This window comes from Cryobacterium sp. TMT4-31, from assembly GCF_004403385.1.
GTDB classification, from domain to species: domain Bacteria; phylum Actinomycetota; class Actinomycetes; order Actinomycetales; family Microbacteriaceae; genus Cryobacterium; species Cryobacterium zongtaii.
Genome location: NZ_SOGI01000025.1, coordinates 1 through 24,352, shown reverse-complemented (window position 1 = coordinate 24,352; position 24,352 = coordinate 1). Strand labels below are relative to the sequence as shown.

Here is a 24,352-nt window from a genome sequence, read left to right as displayed (position 1 = left end):
TGGCCTAGAGCTCGGCGTCGGCCACGGCGAAGGTGTCGCAGGCCTCTGCCCCGTTGGTGTAGCCCGTCTGGAACCACCTCTGGCGCATCTCGCTGGAGCCGTGCGTCCAGGTCTCCGGGTTCACCTGGCCCTGGGCCTTCTCCTGGATGCGGTCGTCTCCGATGGCGGACGCCGCGTTGAGCGCATCCGCGATCTGGGCGTCGGTGATCGGTTCGAGCAGGCGGGTGCCGTCGGCATCCGTGGTCTCGGCCGCTGAGCCGAGCCAGGCGCCCGCGAAGCAGTCGGCCTGCACCTCGACGCGGACGGCGTCGGAGCTGGGGCCGGCCTCGGACGTGTCAGTGCTGGCGAACGTGCCGGCGCGGTTCTGGATATGGTGGCCCCACTCGTGTCCGACGACGTAGAGCTGGGACAGCGGACCCGCCGTGGCGTCGAACTCGGTGCGCAGTGTGTCGTAGAACGCGGTGTCGAGGTAGATCTGCTGGTCGGCCGGGCAGTAGAACGGCCCGACGGCGCTCGTGGCTGCGCCGCAGCCGGTGTCCACCCCGCCGGAGAACAGCTGGATGACGGGCGAGGAGTAACTGATCCCCATGGCGGGCGCCTGCTCGGCCCAGTAGTCCTCGAGCGAGTCGCGGGTGAAACCCACCCGGCATTCCACGTCCGCGTTGGCGTCGGCGCCGAAGTCACAATTCGTCAGCGCAGTGGTGTCACCCTCGTCGCCGCCACCGGCCGTGCCGCCGCCCAGCAAGCCGGACAGGTCCACCCCGAGCAGCTGGGAGAGCAGCACGATGGCGACGAGGCCCAGGCCTCCACCGCCGACGGCGAGGCCGGTGCGGCGGCCCGATTTGCGCACACCCTGGCCGGAGTACTTGGCGTCGTCGTTAAAAGTCATTCCTCGACCATAAATGATTGCTGGCGCCTGTCGTGCCCGCCTGCCACACTGCGGTTATGAGAATCTCGGGGCTCCTCGTGCTCGCCGGCGTCACCGTCACCCTGCTCACCGTCGGCGGATGCGCCGGCAGTGACGCGCGGGGGCCTCGGTCCTCCGCGGTCCCGGGGCAGTTTCCCCGCCCTGCGGCCGCCGGTGATGTCCTCGCGCAGGCCACGGTTCTGCAGAAGGACGGCGAGGCCCCTCAACTCTGCTTGGGCGCGGTCGCCCAGTCACTCCCGCCCCAGTGCGGCGGACCACCAATCCTCGGCTGGGACTGGGCGACTGCCGACCAGTCCGAGACGCAATCCGGCGTCACCTGGGGCAGCTACGCCGTCACCGGAACCTGGGACGCCGCCGCGTTCACGGTCACCCAGCCGCCCATCCCGCTGTCACTCTATGACCCGCTCGCCCAGATCGATCCCCGGCTCGACGAGGCCACCCCCGGCCCGAGCGAGGAGAGCACCCTGCTGCGCCTGCAGGACGAGTTGAACGCCGCCGAATACAACCCGGCCACAGCCTCGGACTGGTCCGAGATGCCGATTCTCTCCAACTGGACCCAAAACGGCTACCTCTGGATTTCGGTCATCTACGACGACGGTTCGATCCAGCGGTTCTTCGACGACCAGTGGGGTGCGGGCGTGGTCGCCGTGCAGTCCGCCCTGACTGACGCCGAGTGATCATCCGGCCGCCGTAGGATCGGTTCATGGCCCTCCTTCACCAAGCTGACATCACCCCGACGAAGATCGACATGCTCAGCCGCTGGGCGCCCACCCAGCCCTGGTTCGTCGGCGATGCCGGCGGGAGCGTGACGAACCTCGCCGCCTACAGGTTCGACGATCCGGACGGACAGGTCGGCATCGAGACCATCCTCATCACGGCCGGCGCCGGCCCGGTACTGCAGATTCCCGTCACCTACCGGGACGCCCCGCTCGCCGGCGCTGAGACCTCACTCATCACCACCATGCAGCACTCGGTGCTGGGGGAGCGGTGGGTCTACGACGCCACCGGCGACCCGGCCTACCTCGCGGCCGTCGCTACCGCCGCGATCACCGGAGGCCACCAGGCCGAACTCACCATCGAGATCGACGGGCAGATGGTGGTGCGTGAGCCCACCGCCGTCGTCGCAGGCAGCGGCACGCCCGGCGGTGCCGCCGTGACACCGCCCACGGTGGCCGAGATCAGCATCCGGCAGGAGCCCGGCGCCACCGTCGTGACTGCCGGTACGCTGCGGATAATCGTGGCACGGGTACTCGGCGACGACGACGTCCTGGCGAACCAGGCTCCGGATTCGGCCCATGAGGTGCTCGCCGGAACGTGGTCGGATCAGCCCACCCTGCGCGCCCTGGTCCTCGTCGCCACCCCGGCGTAACACAGCGGTGACCTGGCGCGCGGGCCGGTACCGTGCAGGTATGCCGACGGATGCCGCCCCCAGCCTGGTCGCCGTTCCTTCGGGGACCGTGACCATGACGGATTCGCGCACCCGCCGCAGCTGGAGCGCCGATGTCGCCGCGATCGAGATCGCAGCCTATCCGCTGACCCAGGAGGAGTACGCCCAGGTCACCGGTCTTCGGCCTGCCGCGACCCTGGGCGCACGGCTGCCCGTCGAGGGAGTGTCGTGGTGGGACGCGATCCGCTTCTGCAACGCCCTATCGGAGCGGGCCGGCCTCACCCCGGTGTATCGGCTGGGCGCCGACGAAGCCATCGTTTGGGACCCCGCAGCGGAGGGCTACAGGCTGCCGACCGAGGCGGAATGGGAGCACTCCTGCCGTGCCGGAACCGCCGGACCTCGCTACGGGGACCTCGACGAGATCGCCTGGTACCGCGGCAACTCAGACGAACACCCGCACGACGTCGGCGGCAAGCAGCCGAACGCCTGGGGTCTGTACGACACGTTGGGCAGTGTCTGGGAGTGGTGCTGGGACTTCGCCGACCCCGAGCGGTACGGCACCTACCGCGCGCTGCGCGGCGGCGGCTGGTTCGACCAGCACTGGAGCTGCCGTGCTTCCGTGCGGCGGGGCAGCTACCCGGGCCTCCAGATCGACGACGTCGGTTTCCGGATCGCCCGGAACTCCTGATCGGCCTGGTCGACTGGCGACGGTAGGCATGCGAGGCTTAGCTCACCTATGGACGACGACGGATTCGATTTCGACGAGCCCGGCCCGCTCTGCCCGGCCTGCGGCATCGAGATGAGCCCCGACGGCGTCGACACGGCCGAGGGTCTCGAGTCCTGCCACCGCTGCCCGCGTTGCAAGCTCGCGATCGTCGTGCCGGGTCTCTGGCCCAACTGATCCGCCGTTCACCGCCGGGCCGGGTGTAGTTCACGGCGATGTAACAGGATGGGCCCCTGCGATGGTGGGCTTTGTCGTGATCGGAGAGGTCGCTGCGCTAGGCCTCCTCCCCGCGCTTGGCGCATTCACCCTGGCTATCGGGGCGCAGGTGGCGTCTCGCCGACGCTGAGCGGTGTGGTCACTCCCCGGCGCAGCGCGTGCACGATCGTCGCACGGGCATCGCCGCCGATCGTCGTGGGCAGCAACGGGTACACATGCAGCTGCCCCACGGCCTCGTGGAAATCCAGGTCAACCCCCGCTGCTGCGGCCTTACCGACGAGTAGGTGCGCATCCGGATTCAGCACGTCCCTGGAGCCGCTGAACAGGGTGAGCGGTCCCAGCCCGGCCAGGTCGCCCATCAACGGACTCACCACGGGGTCCAGGATGTCCCGGTCGCCCTTCCAGAGGCGGGCCAGAACTTCTCCGCCGGGAGTGGCGAGCCAGGGGTCGCTCGGCTGCACGGCCGGTATGCGCGGGTTGCTCCAGCTGAGATCGAGGGCGGGTGAGACCAAGACGGTCTGGGGGAGCGTGATGCCGTGCTCATCCCGCAGTGCGAGCGCGGTGGACAGGGCAATCTGGCCGCCGGCGGAATCCCCGGCGATGCAGGTGGCGCCGTACCAATGCAGGTTGTCCAGCACGAGGTCGACGATTCCGGCGGCCACGACGGCTGCGGTCCCGAAGGGCACGAGTGGGTAGATCGGCACCGTGACGACGGTGTTCGCCTCCGCGGCGATCTGGGCGGCCAGATGCCAGTGCTGCCCAGCGATCTGATTCAGCCAGCCGCCGCCGTGCACGTACACCACACTTCCGGTCGGGGTGCTGCCGAAGGGGGTGATGGTGTAGACCGGCCAGCCCCGATTGGAAACGTCTATCCGTACATCTCGGCGCATTCTGCTCGGTGGCCCGTATGGGGTCGGCCGGAGTTCGAGCTCGCGCACCCGGCGGCGCGCCCCGTCGGCCGTGGCGAACACGCGGTTCGCGCGCATGAGACGCAGAGCGGGGGCGATGAGGCTGCTCGGAACGGTGACCATGCCATCCATTCTGCATGCCACACTGAAAAGGAGACCTGCACCAGGCGAAGGGACCTCCCATGACCGACAGCACCGGGTACCCGCCCGAACCCTGGTATCTCGGCGGTTCCCTGAACGTGTCGGTGTTCCTCGTACCGGCGGCCGGCCTGCCTGCCGGGTTCGAGCCGCCGAGCGGGCGGCGCGCGCTGCGTCTGGGTTCACGGGTCGTCGTGGGGGTCGGCGCTGTGCGTTATCTGCCCGGCGGGGTGCTCGATTAGGACGAGCTGCTGGTGGCGGTGCCGAGCCTCGGGCGCGACCTCTGGGGCATCCCCAAACACCTGGCCGTGTTTCGGCAGAGCGACCGCAGGGGTGTCACGAGTATGACCATGTCGGTCGACGGTGCCGCGGTCGCGGGCCGGGGATGCGCCCGCTCACGCTGCCGGTTCTGCAAGACCTCGACGGCCGGGTGACGCTGTCACACAACCGGGTCATCGGCCGGATGGCGGGTTTGCGTGCGGCATGGCATTTTCCCGAAAACGGCCCGCTGGGCTACCTGAGCGGGCGCCGGCCGGTGCTCACCATTGCCGTGCACGATGCGGCGATCATCTTCGGTATGGATGTGAGGCGGTCATGACAGGCCTGGGCGGTGACCCGGCGGCTCGCGCCGCCCACCAGTCCAGCCCGCGGGGTCAGGCCTGTGCGGTCTGCTGGGCGGCCTTCTGCTCCGCCACCTGACGGTGCACATCGTTCATGTCCAACGCCTTGACCGCGGTCACGACCTGCTCGAGTGCCGCCGGCGGCAGCGCTCCGGGCTGGGAGAACACCAGGACGCCCTCACGGAAGGCCATCAGTGTGGGGATCGACTGGATGCCGGCGGCCGCGGACAGCTGCTGCTCGGCTTCGGTGTCGACCTTGGCGAACACCACGTCGGGGTGCTGCTCGGAGGACGCCGCATAGGTCGGCGCGAACTGCTTGCACGGGCCGCACCAGTCGGCCCAGAAGTCCACCAGAACAATGTCGTTGGCTGACAGGGTCTCGCCGAATGTGGTCTCGGTCACGTCGAGGGTGCTCATGTAGGTCTCCTTGCTGAGGTTGTCGCGGACGAATTGGTTACAACCGTGGGCACCTCCCCGGTATTCCATGGGCGGCGGCGACCGGCGCCGGCGGGTACAACAAAGGTGGGCAGAGAACTCTCTGCCCACCTTTGTTCGTGCGGGGTGTTACTTGGCGGTCACCGTGAGAAGCGGGCTTCCGACGCTCACCTGGCCGGAAGCGGCCTGGTCGATCGAGCCGAACTTCTTCGGGTTGGTCACCAGGACCGGGGTGACCAGCGAGTAGCCGGCTTCCTCGATCACGGCGCGGTCGAAGGTCACCAGCGGGGTACCCGCCTCGACCCTGTCGCCGGCCTTGACCTTGACGTCGAAGCCCTTACCGGCGAGGTTGACGGTGTCGATGCCCACGTGAATGAGCATTTCGATGCCGCCGTCCAACATCAGTCCGAAGGCGTGTCCGGTCGGCTGAGCGACCAGGACCTTGCCTGCGGCGGGTGCGTACACGGTGTTCTCGGTCGGGTCGACGCCCACGCCGAGTCCGACGATGCCCTTGCTGAACACGGGGTCGGGAACGTCGGCGAGCGGGACGACGATGCCGGCGACCGGCGAACCGATCGTGGCCAGGACGGTGGCGACCATGGTCGCCGTGCCGCCGGCGGCAGGTGCGGCGGTAGCTGCAGCGGCAACCGGTGCGGCAACCGGGGCGACGGGCGCGTGCTTGGCTTCTTCAGCAGCCGTGTCTGCGGCGAGCTGAGCGGCCGCTTCGGCCTTCTGCTCGGGCGACAGGTAACCGGAGAGGATCACGAGGATCATCGCGGTGAAGAACGACGCGGCAACGGCCAGTGCGTACAACGGGATGTTGTTGAACGCCGGGATGGTCAGCAGCGAGGTGAACACGAACGCGTTGGTCGTGACGCCACCGCCGAGGCCGATGATGACACCACCGACGAGGCAACCGACGAGCATGCGCGGGTAGATGCGCTTGAACCGCAGGTGGATGCCGTACAGCGACGGTTCGGAGATACCACCGAGGAGACCGGCGGCAAGTGCACCCGTCGCGGTCTGCTTCATCTGGCTGTTCTTGGCGCGGATGGCGAGGAAGAGCACACCGGCAGTCGCACCGAAGCAGGCGAAGTTCCAGGCGCCCATCGGGCCCTGGATGAAGTCATAGCCCAAGGACTGGATGTTCAGCAGCATGACGGCGTTCAGCGGCCAGTGCAGGCCCAGCGGAACCATGAACGGGTAGGCCAGCGGGATGACAATGGCGAAGATGAGCGGTGAGAAGTCGTTGATGGACTTGAGGAACTCGCCGATGGCCGCTCCGCCGAAGACACCGATCGGGCCGATGAGGAAGGCCGTGACGGGGATCATGACGAGCATGCTCAGGAACGGAACGAAGATCAGCTGGACGCTGGCCGGGATGATCTTCTTCAGGCCCTTGGTGAGGAGACCGAGAGCGGCAGCCATCAACAGCGGCGGGAAGACCTGCGAGCTGTAGTCGGTGACGGTCAGCGGCAGGCCGAAGATCGAGACGATAGCGGCCTTGCCGTCGAAGACGGTCTGGGCTCCGTCGGAGGCGGCCAGGGCGGAGAAGCCCGGCAGCATGACGACGGCCATGATGCCGAAGCCGACCCACGGGTCGGCGCCGAGGCGCTTGGAGGCGTTGTAGGCGACCATGAGCGGCAGGAAGACGAACACGCCCTGCCACATCAGGTTGATGAAAGCCCAGCCCGGTTCCAGGGTGACGCCCGGCGCGTTCCATGCGGGGATGACACCGAGGGTGGCCATCAGCGCCATGAAGGTGATGAACAGCGAAGCGCCCAGCAGCGCGCCCAGGATCGGGCGGAAGGAGTCGGAGAGGACCTCGAAGAAGGTGTCGAGCCCGGCGAACTTGCCGCGGGGGCCCTTGGCACGCTCGGCGGCCTTGATGTCGTCGGCGCTTTCGCCGGTTCCGACCTTCTTCATCTCGGGCAGAGCCAGGATCTCGTTGTACACGGTCTCGACCGCGCCGCCGATGACGACCTGGAAGCGGTCTCCGGACTGGGGAACGGCACCCAGGACTGCGGGGATTCCCTCAACAGTCGGCAGGTCGATTCCCGATGCGTCCTTCAGCGTGAAGCGCAGTCGGGTGGCACAGTGAGTGAGCGCGACGACATTCGCGGCCCCTCCGATGCTCTCAATAATGTCTTTAGCGGGCGAGGACGCCACCTGAATCTCCTTACGGTGTGGATGCCAAACGCGTGGTTCCCGCTTGGTACACAGCTCAGTCGAACCGGGTTAGCCGACTGAGTTTCTCCTGTTAAATTTCACACAACAGTTGAATTTACACGCTCAGCGCGGCCCGCGCTGGGTCGTTAGTCCCGCAAGGTGGGGGTATGGGCCCGCCGCGGGGCCCGAAACGCCGACGGCTCAGTGTCCGGCGTTCGCCTCCGGGCGCAGCCGGATGAGGCGCTGCGAGCCGTCCTCGGCCAGCTCGGCCAGGTCGCTGCGTGAGGAGAGGAAGTCGGTGAAGGAGCGGAAGCCGAGCGGCTTCTCGTTGAAAGACGGGTCCATCCGACGCATTTGGTTCTTGACCGTGCCCGTGTTCAGCCACTCGTCGTCATCGCCCTTGGCGTGACCGATCTGCAGCGCACGAACGAGGAGCTCCGTCGCGAGCGACTGCGGGTCGATGTCTTCGGCCGTTTCCGGCTCGTCGTAGGGGGAATCGTCGGTGTGCGAGAACATCGGGATTGTCGTGAGCTTGCGGGTCGTGCTGGCCGGCGGTGCGGGCTCCACCTCAACGGGTTCGGCAGCTCGGCGGCCACCCTTGGGCTTTTCCGCACGGGCGGTGTCGGCGTCGGCGTTCGCGGTGACCTTCACGATTCCGGGCAGCGAGTCGTAGTCCTCGAACTCGTCGCACGCGGCCGCGAGAGAGGTGCTGGTGGACCCGGCGACACCGATGCCGACGACGAAGCGGCCCAGCCGCTTCGACTTCTGGGCGAGGGCGATGTAGTCGGAGTCACCGGCGATGATGATGACATGGGTGAGATCGGGCAGCCGAAAGAGGTCTTCGACCACGTCGACGGCCAGACGGATGTCGGCGCCGTTCTTCGTTCCCCGGGTGGTGGTGGTGAACAGCTGAGTGAGGTCCACCGCGCGGGACATCAGCTGGCGCTGGTAGCTCGCGTTCACGGGCACCGACCAGTCGGCGTATGCGCGGTTGACGACCAGCGTGCCGAAGGATGCGGCGAAGTCGATGATGGCGTTGAAGTCCACCGTCGCGGCGGCCAGCCGGGCGGCGACCTCGGGGTCGGCATCCCGGCTCGTCTTGTCGAAGTTGCGGATGCCGTCGCGCTGGAAGGCGTTGCGGCCGTGCAGCTGCTGATAGCGCGAGATGACGATGTTGTCGAAGTCGATGTACAGGCCTACGCGTGCGTCGTTCGGTTCGGTCATGGTGAGCTCCTTAGCCACAGGCGGAAAACTCAATAGCGATCCGGTGGTTCCAGTCTGGTGCGCGTGGTGCGGCGAGAGCAACTCGGAGCGCCCGCGGTCGGTCAACTCAGTTGCACCGTGGTGACACAGGTGGGATCGTCCGCGCCGGTGCCGACCGGCACCTCTGCGGTGTTCTCACCGTCGTCGATGCGCATCGTGAGCTCGCGCCCGGCCGGGAGCCACACATCGAAGAATCCGTTCTCAAACGTGGTGACGGTCTCGTCGAGGAACACCTCGTTGTTGGCGTCGTCGGTGATCGTCACCTGCAGCTCCTCGTCGGCGAGTTCCCCGACGCAGGTCGTCAGCGAGTGGAAGTAGCAGTCGTGAGTGTCGTTCAGATAGGGCGCGACGGAGAGGTGGAAGTCGTCGGTCGGGAGGGGGACGCCCACCTCGTCGTCCCCGCTGGAGAGCAGTAGCTCGTTGACCCGCACGGAGGCCATCAGGCCGGCCGGGCGCTCGGCCAGTGGCTGCGACTGGAGCTGCTCAATGAGGTCCTCCACGTTGGCGGGCGCCGCGATGTCGAACTCGGCGAGCATGGCATCGGCATCCGCCCCCAGGCCGATCGAGCCCGCAGTGGATGTGGGGCTCGTCGCACCGTCGCCGGCGCACGCTGAGATGGCGAAGAGGAGGACTAGCGTGCCGAGGCTCGCTGCAGATCGTGAACGGAACATTCCTCCAGCGTGATGCCGGCCGGTCGCCGGTCCCAGTGACCAAGGTCCCGGGAGCGAGGATGCTCAGCTTTTTCCGAGGTTCACGGGTCGGCTCGGGTCATGTCGCCCGTCGTCGGCACCAAACCCGTCGGACCGTACCGGAGGAGAACCGCTCCCTTCTCCGAGGCCGGCTCGGCGCCGAGCAGCTCCAGGGCCATCGGGGGTCCGTCGTCGGGGAACAGTCTCTTGCCAGCCCCGACCACGATCGGATATACCCACAGGTTCAGCTGGTCGAACAGGCCATCGGCGACCAGGGTGCGGGCGAAATCGATGCTTCCGATCACGTGGATTTCCCGGTGCCGCTTGCGCAGCGCGGTCAGCTCCCGGGCGAGATCGCGGCCGAGCAGGTGCGAGTCGCGCCAGCCGAGTTCCGGCGAGCCCCGCGACGCCACGTACTTGGGGATCGAGTCGAACGTGCGGGCGATTCCGGCGGCGGGCCCGTCGAGTTGATGAGGCCAGTACGCCGCGAAGATGTCGTAGGTACGCCGCCCAAGTAGCAGCGCGTCCATGGCCTGGATCCCGGCGTCGACCTGGGCGCCGACGGTGTCGTCGAGCAGGGGCGCCTGCCACCCGCCGAACGCGAATTCGCTATCCGTATCTTCGTCGGGACCGCCGGGAGCCTGGGCGACCCCGTCGAGGGTGGTGAAGTGGTCGATGTGAATCCGACCGGACATATGATCTCCCTTCGGCGCGATGCAGCCCACTGTAGGCCTCTGTTGCCCCGGCGGGGCGTCAGGCGGGTTCGACGTCGACCCATTCGTGGCCGAGGCTCTCCAGGTGTTCGCTTCCGGCCGTGACGTGGGCGACGATCGCGGCGAGCCGCTCGGCGTCGGTATCGGTGATGTGCATCACCGCGTCCCGCCCATAGTCCGTGCCCAGGAGGAGCACACCCCGCTGGCGCAACTCGGCCTCGATGCGGCCCGCATCCGCATGGGGGAGGGTGAGCGTGAACAACTCACGGCGCTCGCGTCCCACGAGCACCCCGAGGGCCTGGGCCCGATCGATCGTGGTGGTCACGGCCTCCGAGTAGGCGCGCACAAGACCGCCGGCACCGAGGAGCGTGCCACCGAAGTACCGAGTGACGACAGCCAGGCAGTCGACCAATCCGCGTCCGGACAGCGCCTCCAACATCGGTCGCCCCGCGGTTCCGGATGGTTCCCCGTCGTCATTCGAGCGGCGCACCTGATCGGGTGTGCCCCACGGCCCGATCACGAATGCCGAGCAGTGGTGGCGGGCGCCCCAGTGCTTCTTGCGCGCTTCGTCGATCGCCGCACGCGCGGCATCCTCGGTGTCGATTCTGACGAGACTGCAGAGGAATCTGGATCGTTTGACGTCGATTTCGGCCTCAACATGGCTGCCGAGGCCGCCGCGCAGAGTGAGATCAGACATGTGCCCAGTCTCGCGCAGTTGGATCAGAGGCTGAGCTCCCGGGTGACGAGACTTTGTGCGACCAGGGTCAGGGACGTCTGGTGCGAACGGGCGTGTCGGCGAATGAGGTCAAAAGCCGCCTCAATCGACACGTTGGCGGTTTCCGCGACGACGCCCTTGGCCTGCTCGATGATGATCCGGCTTGAGAGGGCTTTCTGCAGCTGATCGCGAAGCGTTGAGGCATCACGGATGGTGCGCTCCTGCAGGATGCCGATGGTCGCCACGTCGGCGAGGGCCTGTGCGGCCCGGATATCGTACTGATTGAGCTCCCCTCGCTCGTTCCGCATGAGATTCAACGTGCCGATTGTCGTCTCCCGGAGTCGCAGGGGGATGGCATAGACCGAGTGGATGCCCTGCGAGCGGGCGGTTTCGCAGAACGCTGCCCAGCGGGAGGAACCGACGTCGATGTCCGGCAAGGACACCACGGCACGGGTGCGGAAGCACTCCAGGCAGGGCCCCGCGTCAGCGTCGATTTGCATCACTTCCACGAGGGTGTTCGCCTCGCTGGTGGAGGCGACGACCTCGAGCTTGTCTGCGGCATTGGCCAGGAGAATTCCGGCGGAATCGACGTCGAGGAGATCGCGGCAGGTCTCCACCAGGGTTTGCAAGAGCTCGAGGACGTCATATCCGACAACGAGGGTGTCCGCGAAGGTGGCGAAGGCATCAAAGAGCAATTCGAGGCGGGTCGTTTCATTCATGAGATCGGCCCGTGTTGGTCAGCGCGGTGAAGCGGATCCGCCGTTCGATGACGTCCTGGGCGATCTGGCGCATTGGACGATTCTCGGCGAAGGCCCGCGCCTGGATGATCAGGTGTGCGTCCTCGGCGGTCGTTCCGAGTTGGGCGAGGACCATGCCCGTCGCCTGATGGATGAGTCGCCGTGAGAATGTCGTCGTATCGTCGGGGATGCTGTCGGTGCTGATGGCGTGGCGCAGGATAATCCGGCTGACCAGGGCTGAGAGGGCGAGCGTCTGCCCCTGTTGCTCGGGGGTGAGGGAGACCGGGGCTATGGAGTACAGGTCAACGGCGCCGATCTCCAGCGGGCCGAAGAGAAGCGGAAAGGCGAAGATCGCCCCGATCTCCTCCTCACGAATGGCGTCTAGGAAGGTCGGCCAGGAGACGCTGGTCGTGGAGGCAAGGTCGGGTTCGAGAACAGGTTCCCGGTTGACCAAAGCGTCCCAGCACGGACCTTCACCGAGGTCGAATTGCAGTTCATCCACACGCCCGGCGCGGGCATCCGTGGCTGAAATCGTTTCGGCGCCAAGAAACGATCCGAAGGTCGAGATCGAGGCGCCAGAAATGGGCAGAAACCGCAGGAATGGACGGGCAAGCTCGGAGATCCGGGCTCCGCTATCGGACAGGGCATCCGATGCCATCAGGAACGGATCATTCGCCATCACTGCTATTCCTCCTGTTTTTTGCCAGAGTACGCGGCAGAGATCGGCTAGCCAACCCATTGCATTCTGGCGCGGTTAGTCGTAGATGACGGCAATACCCTGACGCTCCAGCTCAGCTGGCCGTCCCGCATGGCTTGCAGCTGTTCGGTGTGTGTCCGACCCAGTCCGTGAGGGATCAATCGCGGCATGCCGGCGTGTAGGGCCGAGCGCCCAGGAGCTCCCCCCACTCCTGTTCGGTCAGTACCCGTCCCGCGACCTGACACGCGCGTTCCTCCCAGGCCGCCGGGTCGGCGATGACCACCTGCGTACTCCCATCGGATCGTTCAAGAGCCAGGGTGCGTTCGCTGCTCTCCGCACCGGCCGACCTCCGCACGACGAACTGGTCGGTGCGAAAACCCGCCGACCAATCGCCGAGGTCCCACGTGATGATCGCGCCGTCCTCCCCGGCGGCCACCAGCTCACCGGTCGGCCGGTACTCGACCGCGGTGACCGCGCCTTCGTGATTACGAAGCGACTCCGCAACGTCTCCGGTCTCGGTCTTGAACACCACGACGCCGGTGCCGGCGGCGACAGCGAGGTGACTGCCGTCAGGGCTGAAATCGGCCACCGATGGAAAGTCAGTCAGCGGGACGGTGACGGGCGCTGCGCCCCCGGTCGAGTCGACGATGCGCGCCGCGAGTAAGCCATCCCGGACCGCGATCCGACGGCCGTCCGGGCTGACGGCCAGAATCCCGGCTCCGGCGATCCGATCCAGCACGGCACCCGATGCCGTCTCGTACACCACGGTCGGTCCGAATCGGCTGGCGTACAGCCGCGAACCGTCCGGCGAGAATTTCACCGCGCCGAACTGGCCGACCCACCCGATTGGGGCGGCGAGCTCTGACCCGCTCACGTCCAAACTCAGGATTGTTGGGCCGGACGGGTTCTCTGCTCCGCCTCGCCACAGGGCGACACTCCCAGACGGCTCGAACGGGCGTGTCGCCGCGAGCGCCGCGAACAGGGATCCGTCGGCGGAGTACTCGACATCCGCCGCTGTCCCAGCCAGGCCTGCGTAGGTCGTCACGGACGAGCGTCCTCCGTCCGCGAGATCCACCGTTCCCGTTCGCCCACTAGGGCAGGGGAGGACGCTACACAGGTCCGATGTCGCGCTGTACGCGACGGTGCCCGAAGCGGGGTCGACGGCCGATGACACCACGTTCCCGCCGAAGGGGCCGTACTCGCCGAGCTGCGAGCGGCTGTCAAGATCGAAGAGGCGCACATCGTCATCGCTATCGATCACCGCTGCTCGAGTCCCGTTCTCCGCGACCGACATGCTCTTCGCAGCCACACCGTCTTCCTGGATACGAATGATGCTCGTCAAGCGGGGCGCGCGCGCGAAGACCCGCACAAGATTGACACGTGTTTCGGAACTGTCCCAGAGTTGGATGGCCTCGACCGCGAGCAGCAGCGCGCGATCGAAGTGCGGCTCCTCGAGCGCCGACGCGGCGACGCGGCGTGCCTCCCCAACCGTCGCACGCTCGCCCGCGAGGTTCGTCTGGAAGCCCGCGATGAGGCCCGCCGTGACAGCGAGGATCGCGAGACCCGCAGCGCCGGCCGACACCCATTTCAGACGTCGCACCATCCGGCGCTCTGTCCGCAGTTGCCTTTGGGCGGCCTCGAGCCCGGCGGACTCCTGCTCAGCCGCCGCGTTGAGGAAGTCTCGCTCGACCGGCGTGAGTGCGGGATCGGCCGCGTCCCTCCAGTGCTGGGTCGCCGTCAGCCGCCCGCCGCGATAGAGCTCGCTTTCGGGTCGTCCCATCGCATCCCAGGCGGCGGCCGCGGCTCCAAGGTGTCGCATGATCCGCTGGCCCTCGACATCGTCCGCGAGCCAGTCCTTCAACCGGGGCCATTCCCGTGCGAGTGCTTCGTGCGACAACTGCACCGATTCCTCGTCGGTGGTGAGCAGGCGCGCATCGACCAACCGATCGACGATCCTCGCGTGGGCGTCGTCGATCGAAATCCGTGAGCGTTCAATCCGACGAGCTACGACCGCACCGTCCGCGGATGCTTCGACGAGTCGGAGGAGGATGTCGCGCAGCAAATGCCTGTCCTCAGCCGGGAGCGCGGCGATGACCTCTTCAGCCGTCTTCGCGACGGCGCCCTTGATCTCACCGGAAGCCCGATAGGCGTCGACGGTCAGGACGCGGCCCTCACGCCGTGCCCACACCTGGCGCAGGGCGTGGGACAGCAGCGGAAGGTTTCGCCCATCGGCGTCGCGGACGAGGATCTCGACGAGGCCCGGCTCCAGGATGAGCCCGGCCTGCTCCGCGGGCTTTTCGATCACGGCCCGGAGCCCGTCGGGGCCGAGCGCGGTGAGCATGAGCATGTGCGACTGAATGATCCCGGCAAAGCCGTCGTGATCGGCCAAGTCGCCGAGACGGTCTGCGCGGATCGCGATGACGAGCAGGCCACGGTAGACCATGCGCTGCAGGGCGCCGAAGAACTCCCGAATCTCGGCGGGGTCGTCCGCGGCGAACGCGTGCTCGCATTGATCAACGATGAGCAGTGAGTTTCCGGGCGTGAGACCAACATCGCGCAGTGCATCGATCGGATGCTCGCCGGGCGTCACGATGGCGACTTCTCTGCCGCGGGCGATCATCTCCGCGCCGATCCCCGCCCTGACGAACGAGGATTTGCCGACACCCGATGAGCCGGTGACGAGCAGCACGCCGTGTTCGTCGAGCGCTCGCAGCGCCCCGGACAGCTCCCGCTCGCGACCGAAGTACCGCTCGGCGTCCTCCACGCGCGCGTGAGGCAGACCGAAGTACGGACACTCGGTACTCCCGGGCCGGAAAACTCGGTCGGACAGTAGGGATGGATCTTGCCGGAGGATAGCTTGTTCCAGCTCAGCGAGCTCCGTGCACGGATCCAGCCCCAGCTCGGAAGCGAGAAGCCCTCGCGCCCTGCGTACGGTGGCGATGGCCTCCGCCTGCCGCCCCTGGCGATATTGCGCCACGCTCAGCACCACCCAGCGTCGCTCCCGCAGTGGAGCTTCGGCGACGCGGGCGCGCGCCAATGCGGCGACCTCCTGAACCTCGCCGGCCTGGAGCCGTGCGTCGAGGAGAAGCTCCTCGACCCCCAACCGCATCTCCTCGAGACGACCGGACTCGATTTCTGCCGGCGCCCAGTCAATGAGGTCGACGAAGGGCTCACCTCGCCACAACGCGAGCGCCTCCGAAAACGTATGCGTGGCACGCTCGGGTTCACCGAGCTCCAGTTGCTGAGTGCCCCGCGCAACGAGTCGCTCGAACTGATCGGCGTCGACCGTGAGGTGCTCTGCGGACAGCCGGTATCCGAGTGCGGTGGTCTCGATCTGTGCCGGTGCGATCAGCCGGCGCAACCGCATGATGCATCCAGGAATGATGTGCGACCACGACGCGGGCAAGTTGTCGCCCCAGAGCGCCGCCGCGAGGGACTCGACCGACAGGGATTCACCGAGGCGGACCGTGAGCGCACTCATCACCGCACGATCGCGCGGAGCAAGAGGAATCCGACCGTCGTCAAGAGTCAGCGATCCAAGGACGCGTATCTCCATGACGCCACTGTGCGCTCGCCTCCGACATCAGTCAAGACGGCCGATATCGGGCCGATACCGGCCGGCTGGGCTTCCGGTATGCAGCTGATATCGGCGCGTCCTTTACTGACTTTGCAGCCATCTCGCTGCACGGTCCGAACGGAAGGATCAGACATGTGGACATCATCCCGGCGCTCAGGCGCCACTCATCCGACGCGTTCGCCGCTGGCGGGTGTCGTGGTCGCCCTGCTGGCGTGCGCCGGTTTCGCGGCCTGCACCGCAGCGGCCGAGAGGCCCACCCCCGCACCGACCGCGGAGACTGAAACGACCAAACCGCTGCCGGCGACCGGTGCCATCGACGCCGGCACCTACGTCGTCTACGGCTTCACAGCACCCTTCGAGGTCACCGTTCCAGACGGCTGGGAATCCTTCGGCTGGGGTGTCCTGAAGGATTGGGAGGTCTTCGTGAATTTCCTGAGCCCCGGCTATGTGCCGACGGATGCCTGCGCCTGGCAGGACGCGCTCGTCGCCGTGGACCCGTCGCCTGAGGCCTTTGTCGCTGCGATGACCGCGCAGGCTTCAACGGAGACCACACCGCCGGTTGAGGTCGTGATGGGCGACTATTCAGGCTTTGAGTTCGACTACTCCGTCGAGAGCGGCATCAACATCAACGACTGCGGCAAGGAACACGTCTGCCTCTGGTCGGAACAGGCCACCGACTGCACACGCGGGTACTCAATGGTGACCGAACGCGAGACCGAGCGGGTGCTCGACCTGAATGGTGAGCTCGCTCTCTTTGCGGTGGGTGAGTTCCAATCGGTCACTGACGAGTTGACGGAAGAGGCGCGCGCCGTCTTCGATTCGATCGAGTTCGTCCGTGAAGAGTGACACTCTCGACGAGGTCGGGGCAGACTGGCGGCGTGAGCGGAATCCCCTGGATACTGCACGTCGATCTTGACCAGTTCATTGCGGCGGTCGAAGTGCTCCGACGACCGGAACTTGCGGGCCGGCCGGTCATCGTCGGCGGTCGGGGTGACCCCACGGAACGAGCGGTGGTGTCGACCGCCTCTTACGAAGCCAGGGCGTTTGGAGTGGGCTCCGGGATGCCCCTGCGTATTGCGGCCCGCAAGGTGCCCGACGCCGTGATCCTGCCGGTTGATCAGGAGGCGTACCTCGCGGCGTCGGAAACTGTGATGGCTGCCCTGCGTGCGCAGCCCGGAGCCACCGTGCAGGTGTTGGGTTGGGATGAAGCCTTTGTCGGCATAAAGACCGAGAATCCGGAAATCTACGCCCGGCAGGTGCAGGCCGCTGTACTGGAGCGGACTCTGCTGCAGTGCAGTGTGGGCATCGGCGACACTCTGGTCCGCGCCAAGGTCGCCACCGGTTTTGCCAAGCCGGCCGGCGTCTTCCGTCTCACGGCCGGGAACTGGCTCGGTGTCTTGGGCAGCCGGCCCACCAAGGATCTGTGGGGCGTGGGAAGCAAAGTGTCTGGCCGGCTGGCGAAACTCGGTATCAACACCGTCGCCGAACTCGCCGCGACCGACCCCCAGGACCTGGTCCTGGAGTTCGGGCCCAAGATGGGGCCGTGGTACGCGGAACTCGGACGCGGGGACGGTGCCAGTGTTGTGGATGACACCCCGTGGGTCGCCCGCGGGCATAGCCGGGAGACCACCTTCCAACGCGACCTGACCGACCCTGCCCAGGTGGACGACGCCGTGCGTGAGCTGACGGCGCGGGTGCTCGAGGATGTCCTGGCCGAAGGGCGGCCCGTCATCGGGCTGACCCTCAAGATTCGCTATGCGCCGTTCGTCACCACGACCCGCGCGAGGAAGATCCAGGGCACATCCGATGGCAACGAAATCCTCGCGGGGGCCCTGGACCTCGCGACCGGAATCGAAGCGGGCCGTCCGATCCGGCTCCTGGGGCTGCGGGCCGAAATGGCCATGCCAGACGACGCCCGACAGGGCCATACTCCGACGCGTGGCGGTTGGTGACGGCGACACTCCCTTGCCTGTCAGCGCGGATGAAGGTCACTCCATGCTGGAGAACGGTGCGTACGGATCGAGGGTCTCGCCGTAATTGCGCTCGACCAAGCCGTAAGTCTCCCAGAGGGGTTCGCTGAGCGTTCCGCCGACGAGGCAGTACGATGCGCCGGCTTCGGAGATGTCCGCTGCCGCGCTGTGATCGGTCAGATCCGAATAGACGAAGAAGTAGCCGTCTCCCCCGTCGTTCACTGTGGAGTCGGCCAAGGGTGCGTTCTCGTAGTCGGCGCGGGTGCGGGGTGCACCAGTGACGGTGGAGGAAGTGTTGAACTCGATCTGATTCTGGGCTGAGGCATCCATGCACAGCCGGTAAGCGCCGTCGGCGGTGAGGGTGCCGGGTTCTGCGAGCGGTGTTGGTGCCGGCGTCGTCAAGGGGAACTCATCGTCGGCAGGCAGGCCTGTGTCCGGCGTCAGCGTCGAGCTGGCAGTCGGCGCCGCGGTTTTGACCGTCGCCGGGGCGTTCGACGGGGCGCACCCGGCGAGCACAACAGCGAGGATTGGCACGATGAGGAGCGGACGGATGACGTTGCTGCGCTGGAACATCCTTGGCCGAATTACCATTCGCCGGCCGAGAGGTAGCGGGGGATGGCGTACACCGCTGAGGAAGTAGGACAGCACGAAGGCGACGATCGCCAGGGTGTTCGTTTTCCCGGACGGGGGAGTGGGGCAACATGCGGCTGTTCCGCTTGCCGTTTGTTGCGGCGAAGCTGCGTAGTTATGAGGGTCGCGACAACTGCGATCAGCAGTACGAGCATCGCTATGGTCAACAGATCCACGATCTCACCCCTATCAGCGGATGTGGGCAACCCCAATCCGAATAGCCAAGATGGTCGGGCCTGGAACACCGCTAGACCCGCTCCAGGGAGTCCACCTGAAACCTACTGGGGAACCAGTGACCACCCTCGCCCCAGAACAGGGGCAATGGGCCGTTTGCGTTGATTATCCGTCCACTCCACTGTCTCGAAATCCACGGGATGGGGGCAGGTGGCTCGAGAGACCACACAGGGGCTATGCCATTGCTGTCGGTTGGTGCGGTTTGTCTTAGAGGAATTTCTTGGCGGACGTGACCGTGGGGGTTTCGACCTCGTCTGGCACTCGCCACTCGAGACACACTGCCGCAGCCAATGTCCCGAGGGTGACGGCGACGGCCGAGAGACTGCCAGGCTGAATGAGCGCAGCCGCGATGAACAGTGCCATTGCCACTCGGAATCCGGCGGTGCGTAACCGTGGTCGAGGAATAAGCCCGGCTGCCAGGATGACGATCACGGCAGTGACTAAGACTGCCGTCACGGGCAGAAGGGGCTGGACCCAGTAGTTGGCGCCCGGCGCCTGATCGATAGGACGGGTGCTTGTCGCGTACCAGGTGGACCAGCTGAACATGGCGATGGGCAAAATTGAGATGCCTGCCATGAGCCGCGACTGTATTCCCGACGACTTCAAGTCCGCCATGGCGATACCGAGAGCGATCAGCAGAATAACGCCATACACGCCATACGTGGCCACTCCAACACCGATGTAACCGATACCGTCTGCGCAATAGAACGAGCCAGGATCATCGCTGCCCATGTGATGGAAACTGCACTGGAAATGTAGGTCCTCCCGCACCAGTCCCAGCAGAAAGCCACTTCCCGCAAAAACGGATGCAACGAAGCCGACGATCAGACTCAGTATCGCGCTGCCCCTCGGATTCACGGCATCCTGCTCATGTCGTCCCGCTAACAACACCGTCACAGTTCATCCGCCCACCCTATTGCGCCCTGGCGTCACCTGCCCAGAGTGCTGCGGGCCGGCACACACTCCCCTTGCGCGGCGTTGGCCGCCGGGTGCGGAGAAAGAGAGAGCCCCCAACAGCCAGACGAAGGCCGGCCCGACGCTGCCGACCACGTAGCGGACCGGTGGAGCTGCCTACCCGACTTAGGCTCGAGAGCATGACACATACACGTGCGATCGATATGCACAATTGGCCTCGGCGGGAGCACTTCGAGCACTACCTCACCCGCGTCGAGTGCACTTATGCCATCACGGTCGAACTCGACGTCACAGAGTTGGTAGCGGCGCTTCGTGTCCGTCCATGGAAGAGCTATATCGCGCAGGTATGGGCCATCGCCTCAGTAGTGAATAGACACGTCGAGTTCCGGATGGCTCTCACCGATGAGAAGATCCCCGCGACCTGGGACATCGTTCACCCTGCATTCACCGTCTTCAACCCGGAGCGAGAGACGTTCTCCAACGTCTGGTCTCCTTTTCACGCCGACTTCTTTACCTTCCATGAACACGCGGCCGACGTCTTGGCCAGATACCGCACCTCCACGTCGTTTCAGCCGCAACCAGACATGCCCGTAAATGTGTTTGATATATCAAGCGTTCCGTGGACGTCGTTCACGGGGTTCAGCCTGCAGATACGCGACGGCTGGAAGCATCTTCTGCCGATATTCACCCTGGGTCGGTACAGGGAGTCTGGGGGGCGAACCATGATGCCCGTCGCCATTCAGGTGCATCATGCGGCCGCTGACGGTTTCCACACCGCTCGCCTTGTCCAAGAGCTGCAAGAACTCTTTTCCGACCCCTCGTGGCTCGCCAATTAACGGACCTGGGCCCGATGACGGATGTCACGCACGAGCGGCATGGGCGTCAGTAGTCGGATCGCGTGCAAACGCACCGGGCTTAGTCACGCGCGAGCAAAGGTGTTGATTACGATGTGCAGCATGAGCGGCGGGCATGACCTTGGACCCCTGCCTGCCCGTGTCACTGTCGACAGCGAACTAGTGCAGCGGCTCATCGCAACACAATTTCCCCAGTGGTCCGCCCTCCCTGTCACGCCGGTCGCCCTCGGCGGATGGGACAACTGGACATTCCATCTCGGCCCGGAAATGTCGATCCGACTACCTAGCGCGGCTGAGTATGCCCTCGCGGTGGAGAAGGAGCAGCATTGGCTCCCTCAGATCGCCGGCCAACTCCCGTTGCCCATTCCGACCCCTCTGGGGAAGGGACGCCCGAGCGAGGATTATCCGTTTTCGTGGTCCGTTTACGCGTGGCTCGACGGAGAGACGGCCGCCGCCGATCGCGTTGCCGACCCGCTTCGATTTGCTGAGGACCTCGCCGACTTCCTCGAAGCGTTGCAACAGATAGACCCCACCGGCGGACCCCGCCCTGGTACGCATAATTGGTTCCGCGGCGGCTCACTGCGCACTTTTGACGCGACACTACGAAACGCGCTGAGTGTTCTTGAGGGCCGAATCGACGTCGGGCTAGCGGAGGACATTTGGGGCGCAGCTTTGAGCGCTCCTTGGGATCGTGCGCCAGCGTGGTTCCACGGCGACATCGCTCAAGGCAACCTGTTGCTCGTCGATGGCCGGTTGGCGGCCGTCATAGACTTTGGAACCTGCGGTGTGGGTGATCCATCCTGCGATCTTGCGGGAGCCTGGACACTACTGACCTCGGAGGGTCGAAATGTGTTCCGGAACCAGCTGGATATCGACGCTCCGGCGTGGGCGCGTGGGCGGGGCTGGGCGCTATGGAAGACGCTTTCTACCTATGCGGGGACATTCGACCAAAAGGACGACGAGTCACGAGGTGCTCTCAGCGCCCTTGAAGCAATCTTCAACGAATTCGAAAGCTCGAAGTGAATTAAGCGGCCGCAGGGACCGTCGTCCGTCACGTTGCTCAGCATTTCAGGACAGAGGCGTAGCCTCGGCAAATTCTGACGCGAAGGGTGGCAGCAGCGCGAGCACGAAGGGATTCTGTACGTAGTAGAGCACCCCGTCTCGCCAGGCGAAACCACTGCCCATTGTCGGATCATCGCCGGGCTTAGACACGTACACCCATCCTTCGACGATTTCATCGACCACGTCGTGACCGTCGGCAGCAAACTCTGACTTAGTCACCGCCCATTGATCCTCATCCATGGCAAGCTGGCCAACGTACACGGCACCATCGAGGATCACGACATCGTTGATAAGGCCACCGCAGGCTATGCCATCGCTGACCATTCTGTCGACCAGGGGATCGACAGCGTCAGGCTCACTTGTGTGCAGTTGCACCACCTCGGCGGACCTCCCGAAAAGGTCCTGAGCCAGCTTCCCCGGCATGATGTCGTCGCAGCTTGCCAATGAGGTTTGTGTGCCGGTCTCTGGTTGAGATGGAGTTGCGCATGAGGAGAGACCGGCGCCTAGGACCAACACAAGAACGGCGGTGCCGTAGGTCTGGGCGGGAGATCTCATAATGTTGATGGTATTGCCGCTTCGTGCACTTCGAGGGCTGCCAACAGCCGGTGCTCCCGGTAGGGCCTCGGCATGTATGCCCCCAATAGGGGAGTGATCTTGGACGGAAGTGCTCTGTCACCGGTCGGTTTCGGCATTCGTTCGATTCGTAAGGCGTAACGTGTGTGCTCGGTGCTCGCGGGGTGGGGGTCCTAGGGGGCGGTTGCGTCCACGGCGCTAATTTGGCTTCTGAGATGCAAGTGAGAAGGGGACACGTGTTCTCTGTCGGGTCTTCCAGTCCGATTCGCTATCCAGATCCGGGCTCTCGACCTGTCATGACGCGTCGAGCGTGGTGGCTCGTGGTCTTGAACATCCTGATGCCGGGATCTGCGCAGGTGCTCGCTGGTAGCCGCGGCCTCGGCCGGTTCGGCCTGCGCGCGTCTCTGAGCTTCCTCGCGCTGCTGGCAACGGCCGGCGTGGTGTACAAGGTCAATCCCGAACTCGTGCTCACCGTGGCCACCAATACGATCGGCCTGTGGGCCCTGGCCGCGGTGATGTTGTTCTACAGCCTGCTGTGGGTAATCCTGACCTTTGACACCCTTCGCCTGGCGCGTTTGGTGAGGATTCGCCCCAAGGCTCGGCCCTACATTGCAGGGCTGGCGACGATCGTCATGATCGTCGTGGCCGGCTCGTCCGGGTACGGCGCCTACGTGGCCACAACGGCAAGCGGGGTCCTCTCAACGATGTTCATCACGGCACCGTCAGAGCCGCCGGTCGACGGCCGCTACAACATCTTGCTCCTGGGCGGGGACTCTGGTCCTGACCGAGACGGTATGCGCCCGGACAGCATGTCGGTGGTCAGCATCGACGCCGAGACGGGGCAGGCCGTCATCATCGGCCTGCCCCGGGATCTCACCCTGGTCCCCTTCCCGGAGGACTCGCCGCTGAACGCGGCGTACCCGAACGGCTATGGCTACGAGGACTTCTGTGATGTGACGGCGTGCATGCTCAACGCGATTTATACCGAGGTGGATCAAAAGAGTCCGGAGATGTACCCCAACGCCGTGGCCGCGGGAAGCGAACCCGGTATCGAGGGGATGCGCGACGCCGCACGCGGTGTCACCGGTCTCACGATTCAGTACTACGCGCTCATCGACATGCAAGGATTCTCCGACCTCATCGACGCGCTCGGCGGCGTGGACATCAACGTCGCCGAACGGCTCCCCATCGGCGGTCGGGAAGACGATCTCAGCGACGTCGAAGGCTGGGTGGAGCCGGGTCAGCAGCACATGGATGGCTTCAACGCCCTCTGGTACGGACGGGCCCGCCACGGCTCCAGCGACTACGACCGCATGGCCCGTCAGCGTGTCCTGCAGCAGGCGATCCTCACGCAGTTCACGCCCGCGAACGTGCTAACCAAGTTCCAGGGGATCGCAGCGGCCGGCCAGCAGGTGGTCAAGACCGACATCCCGCAAGGCGCGTTGGGGTATTTCACCAACCTGGTCGGCAAGACGAAGGCTCTCCCCATGGCCACCGTTGAGCTCGTCCCGGACAATGGGGTCGACCCTTCAGAACCGGACTACGACTACATTCGTGGCCTGATCGCTGCTGCACTGGCGCCGCCGCCGCCGCCGCCGGCAGTGGAGTGAGCCCCCCCCTCGCTCGAGGGTCCTCAAGCGCTGCAGAGCGCGCCGGCTACGCTCAGGCCTGGTCCGTCCTTGACAGTATGTCAAGTATGTAGTCGCGGTCTGTCTCTCTCGAGCCAACGCCGAAGCCGAGCCAGTCGGGCTCTCCTATGGTCCCGCCGACCCTGCAGAAAAGGCCGATGTCCCGCCCGTCGCTTCCTTCGGCCCGGTTCTCGTTGGTGGCTTCGATGTAGATGCCGATTGCACCGTCGTCGCGGACCAACGAGACGGCACTCTCAAACGGGGCCCACGATATGCCAGAAGGCGAAGCCGGGTTGGCTAGTGACAGGGTCTGAGCCTTGCACAGAGCGTAGGCGTCGATTGGTTCGAGGGGGGTGTCTGCGCCGCGCGCTGCCACCGGGGCCGAGGGTGCGCAGCCCGTCAGGGCGAGGGACGCGAGGACGGCCAACATTGGCAGCATGACTGTGCGTTTCATGGCTCAAGTATGTGGCGTTGAGCACGGCTGGGCACGCCCGAGTTGCGAGGCAGCCTGGTGGTCCAGACGGCCGTGCGCGGGTGACTTGTCGGGGTGAGCCCAGTTTTGGGGGTGCT

Annotated in this window: 26 protein-coding genes; 11 read left to right on the top strand and 15 right to left on the bottom strand. The window is 65.8% G+C overall.

The features are described from left to right. Window positions 1–4: 4 nt before the first annotated feature. Entirely contained in the window at window positions 5–889 is an 885-nt protein-coding gene (locus E3T19_RS05545) for a neutral zinc metallopeptidase (protein WP_134408290.1), read from the bottom strand. A gap of 56 nt (window positions 890–945) precedes the next feature. On the opposite strand from E3T19_RS05545, the gene E3T19_RS05540 reads away from it, so the two are divergent. The 4 genes from E3T19_RS05540 to E3T19_RS18885 are packed head-to-tail and all read left to right on the top strand — an operon-like array spanning window position 946 to window position 3,216. After that, window positions 946–1,605: a hypothetical protein gene (locus E3T19_RS05540; protein ID WP_134408289.1), complete on the top strand. Its 660-nt coding sequence runs from the start codon at window positions 946–948 to the stop codon at window positions 1,603–1,605. Between the two features lie 26 nt (window positions 1,606–1,631). Next, a complete protein-coding gene (locus tag E3T19_RS05535) occupies window positions 1,632–2,297 on the top strand; it encodes a hypothetical protein (protein WP_134408288.1) in 666 nt (221 codons plus the stop codon). A gap of 40 nt (window positions 2,298–2,337) precedes the next feature. After that, window positions 2,338–3,003: an SUMF1/EgtB/PvdO family nonheme iron enzyme gene (locus E3T19_RS05530; RefSeq protein WP_134408287.1), complete on the top strand. Its 666-nt coding sequence runs from the start codon at window positions 2,338–2,340 to the stop codon at window positions 3,001–3,003. Between the two features lie 48 nt (window positions 3,004–3,051). Next, on the top strand, window positions 3,052–3,216 hold the full coding sequence (locus E3T19_RS18885) for a hypothetical protein (RefSeq protein ID WP_165787966.1): 165 nt from the start codon (window positions 3,052–3,054) through the stop codon (window positions 3,214–3,216). A gap of 134 nt (window positions 3,217–3,350) precedes the next feature. Here E3T19_RS18885 and E3T19_RS05525 read toward each other — a convergent pair whose 3' ends face one another. After that, the gene (locus tag E3T19_RS05525) at window positions 3,351–4,286 is read right to left on the bottom strand and encodes an alpha/beta hydrolase fold domain-containing protein (protein ID WP_134408286.1); all 936 of its coding nucleotides are present in this window, start codon (window positions 4,284–4,286) and stop codon (window positions 3,351–3,353) included. Window positions 4,287–4,345: 59 nt separating this feature from the next. On the opposite strand from E3T19_RS05525, the gene E3T19_RS05520 reads away from it, so the two are divergent. Next, window positions 4,346–4,543: a hypothetical protein gene (locus E3T19_RS05520; protein WP_134408285.1), complete on the top strand. Its 198-nt coding sequence runs from the start codon at window positions 4,346–4,348 to the stop codon at window positions 4,541–4,543. 143 nt (window positions 4,544–4,686) lie between these two features. After that, entirely contained in the window at window positions 4,687–4,899 is a 213-nt protein-coding gene (locus E3T19_RS05515; RefSeq protein ID WP_134408284.1) for a hypothetical protein, read from the top strand. A gap of 55 nt (window positions 4,900–4,954) precedes the next feature. On the opposite strand, the gene trxA is transcribed toward E3T19_RS05515, so the two are convergent. The 9 genes from trxA to E3T19_RS05470 form a co-directional block, all read right to left on the bottom strand. Next, entirely contained in the window at window positions 4,955–5,338 is a 384-nt protein-coding gene (gene trxA, locus E3T19_RS05510; protein ID WP_088455401.1) for a thioredoxin, read from the bottom strand. Window positions 5,339–5,485: 147 nt separating this feature from the next. Beyond that, complete coding sequence (locus E3T19_RS05505; RefSeq protein WP_088455402.1) at window positions 5,486–7,525, bottom strand: glucose PTS transporter subunit IIA; 2,040 nt, start codon at window positions 7,523–7,525, stop codon at window positions 5,486–5,488. A gap of 201 nt (window positions 7,526–7,726) precedes the next feature. Further along, entirely contained in the window at window positions 7,727–8,749 is a 1,023-nt protein-coding gene (locus E3T19_RS05500; protein WP_134408283.1) for an NYN domain-containing protein, read from the bottom strand. A gap of 101 nt (window positions 8,750–8,850) precedes the next feature. Next, a complete protein-coding gene (locus E3T19_RS05495; RefSeq protein WP_174776704.1) occupies window positions 8,851–9,459 on the bottom strand; it encodes a CueP family metal-binding protein in 609 nt (202 codons plus the stop codon). Between the two features lie 80 nt (window positions 9,460–9,539). Next, a complete protein-coding gene (locus tag E3T19_RS05490) occupies window positions 9,540–10,172 on the bottom strand; it encodes a dihydrofolate reductase family protein (RefSeq protein WP_134408282.1) in 633 nt (210 codons plus the stop codon). Between the two features lie 58 nt (window positions 10,173–10,230). Further along, complete coding sequence (locus E3T19_RS05485; protein ID WP_134408281.1) at window positions 10,231–10,887, bottom strand: YigZ family protein; 657 nt, start codon at window positions 10,885–10,887, stop codon at window positions 10,231–10,233. A 23-nt stretch (window positions 10,888–10,910) separates the two neighbouring features. Then, the gene (locus tag E3T19_RS05480) at window positions 10,911–11,624 is read right to left on the bottom strand and encodes a GAF and ANTAR domain-containing protein (protein ID WP_103479648.1); all 714 of its coding nucleotides are present in this window, start codon (window positions 11,622–11,624) and stop codon (window positions 10,911–10,913) included. Beyond that, window positions 11,617–12,381: a GAF and ANTAR domain-containing protein gene (locus E3T19_RS05475; protein ID WP_134408280.1), complete on the bottom strand. Its 765-nt coding sequence runs from the start codon at window positions 12,379–12,381 to the stop codon at window positions 11,617–11,619. Before E3T19_RS05475 ends, E3T19_RS05480 begins: the two co-directional genes overlap by 8 nt. Before the next feature lie 115 nt (window positions 12,382–12,496). Further along, window positions 12,497–15,895: a BTAD domain-containing putative transcriptional regulator gene (locus E3T19_RS05470; RefSeq protein WP_134408279.1), complete on the bottom strand. Its 3,399-nt coding sequence runs from the start codon at window positions 15,893–15,895 to the stop codon at window positions 12,497–12,499. Window positions 15,896–15,973: 78 nt separating this feature from the next. Between E3T19_RS05470 and E3T19_RS05465 the strand changes: the two genes are divergently transcribed. Together E3T19_RS05465 and E3T19_RS05460 are read left to right on the top strand one after the other, a co-directional pair. Further along, window positions 15,974–16,762 carry a hypothetical protein gene (locus tag E3T19_RS05465; protein ID WP_241980037.1) on the top strand — a complete coding sequence of 263 codons (789 nt, stop codon included), beginning with the start codon at window positions 15,974–15,976 and terminating at the stop codon, window positions 16,760–16,762. Window positions 16,763–16,812: 50 nt separating this feature from the next. Then, the gene (locus E3T19_RS05460) at window positions 16,813–17,868 is read left to right on the top strand and encodes a DNA polymerase IV (RefSeq protein ID WP_088457888.1); all 1,056 of its coding nucleotides are present in this window, start codon (window positions 16,813–16,815) and stop codon (window positions 17,866–17,868) included. A 36-nt stretch (window positions 17,869–17,904) separates the two neighbouring features. On the opposite strand, the gene E3T19_RS05455 is transcribed toward E3T19_RS05460, so the two are convergent. After that, the gene (locus E3T19_RS05455) at window positions 17,905–18,459 is read right to left on the bottom strand and encodes a hypothetical protein (protein WP_134408278.1); all 555 of its coding nucleotides are present in this window, start codon (window positions 18,457–18,459) and stop codon (window positions 17,905–17,907) included. 498 nt (window positions 18,460–18,957) lie between these two features. Next, entirely contained in the window at window positions 18,958–19,647 is a 690-nt protein-coding gene (locus E3T19_RS05450; protein WP_134408277.1) for a hypothetical protein, read from the bottom strand. Window positions 19,648–19,844: 197 nt separating this feature from the next. On the opposite strand from E3T19_RS05450, the gene E3T19_RS05445 reads away from it, so the two are divergent. Together E3T19_RS05445 and E3T19_RS05440 are read left to right on the top strand one after the other, a co-directional pair. Then, entirely contained in the window at window positions 19,845–20,501 is a 657-nt protein-coding gene (locus E3T19_RS05445; protein ID WP_134408276.1) for a CatA-like O-acetyltransferase, read from the top strand. Between the two features lie 180 nt (window positions 20,502–20,681). After that, the gene (locus E3T19_RS05440; protein WP_241980036.1) at window positions 20,682–21,542 is read left to right on the top strand and encodes an aminoglycoside phosphotransferase family protein; all 861 of its coding nucleotides are present in this window, start codon (window positions 20,682–20,684) and stop codon (window positions 21,540–21,542) included. A 45-nt stretch (window positions 21,543–21,587) separates the two neighbouring features. On the opposite strand, the gene E3T19_RS05435 is transcribed toward E3T19_RS05440, so the two are convergent. Next, window positions 21,588–22,136: a hypothetical protein gene (locus E3T19_RS05435; RefSeq protein WP_134408274.1), complete on the bottom strand. Its 549-nt coding sequence runs from the start codon at window positions 22,134–22,136 to the stop codon at window positions 21,588–21,590. Between the two features lie 338 nt (window positions 22,137–22,474). Here E3T19_RS05435 and E3T19_RS05430 point away from each other — a divergent pair, with 338 nt between their 5' ends. Continuing rightward, complete coding sequence (locus E3T19_RS05430; RefSeq protein WP_241980035.1) at window positions 22,475–23,764, top strand: LCP family protein; 1,290 nt, start codon at window positions 22,475–22,477, stop codon at window positions 23,762–23,764. Between the two features lie 52 nt (window positions 23,765–23,816). Here the strand turns inward: E3T19_RS05430 and E3T19_RS05425 are convergent, their stop codons facing one another. After that, entirely contained in the window at window positions 23,817–24,236 is a 420-nt protein-coding gene (locus E3T19_RS05425) for a hypothetical protein (protein WP_134408273.1), read from the bottom strand. Between the last annotated feature and the right edge of the window lie 116 nt (window positions 24,237–24,352).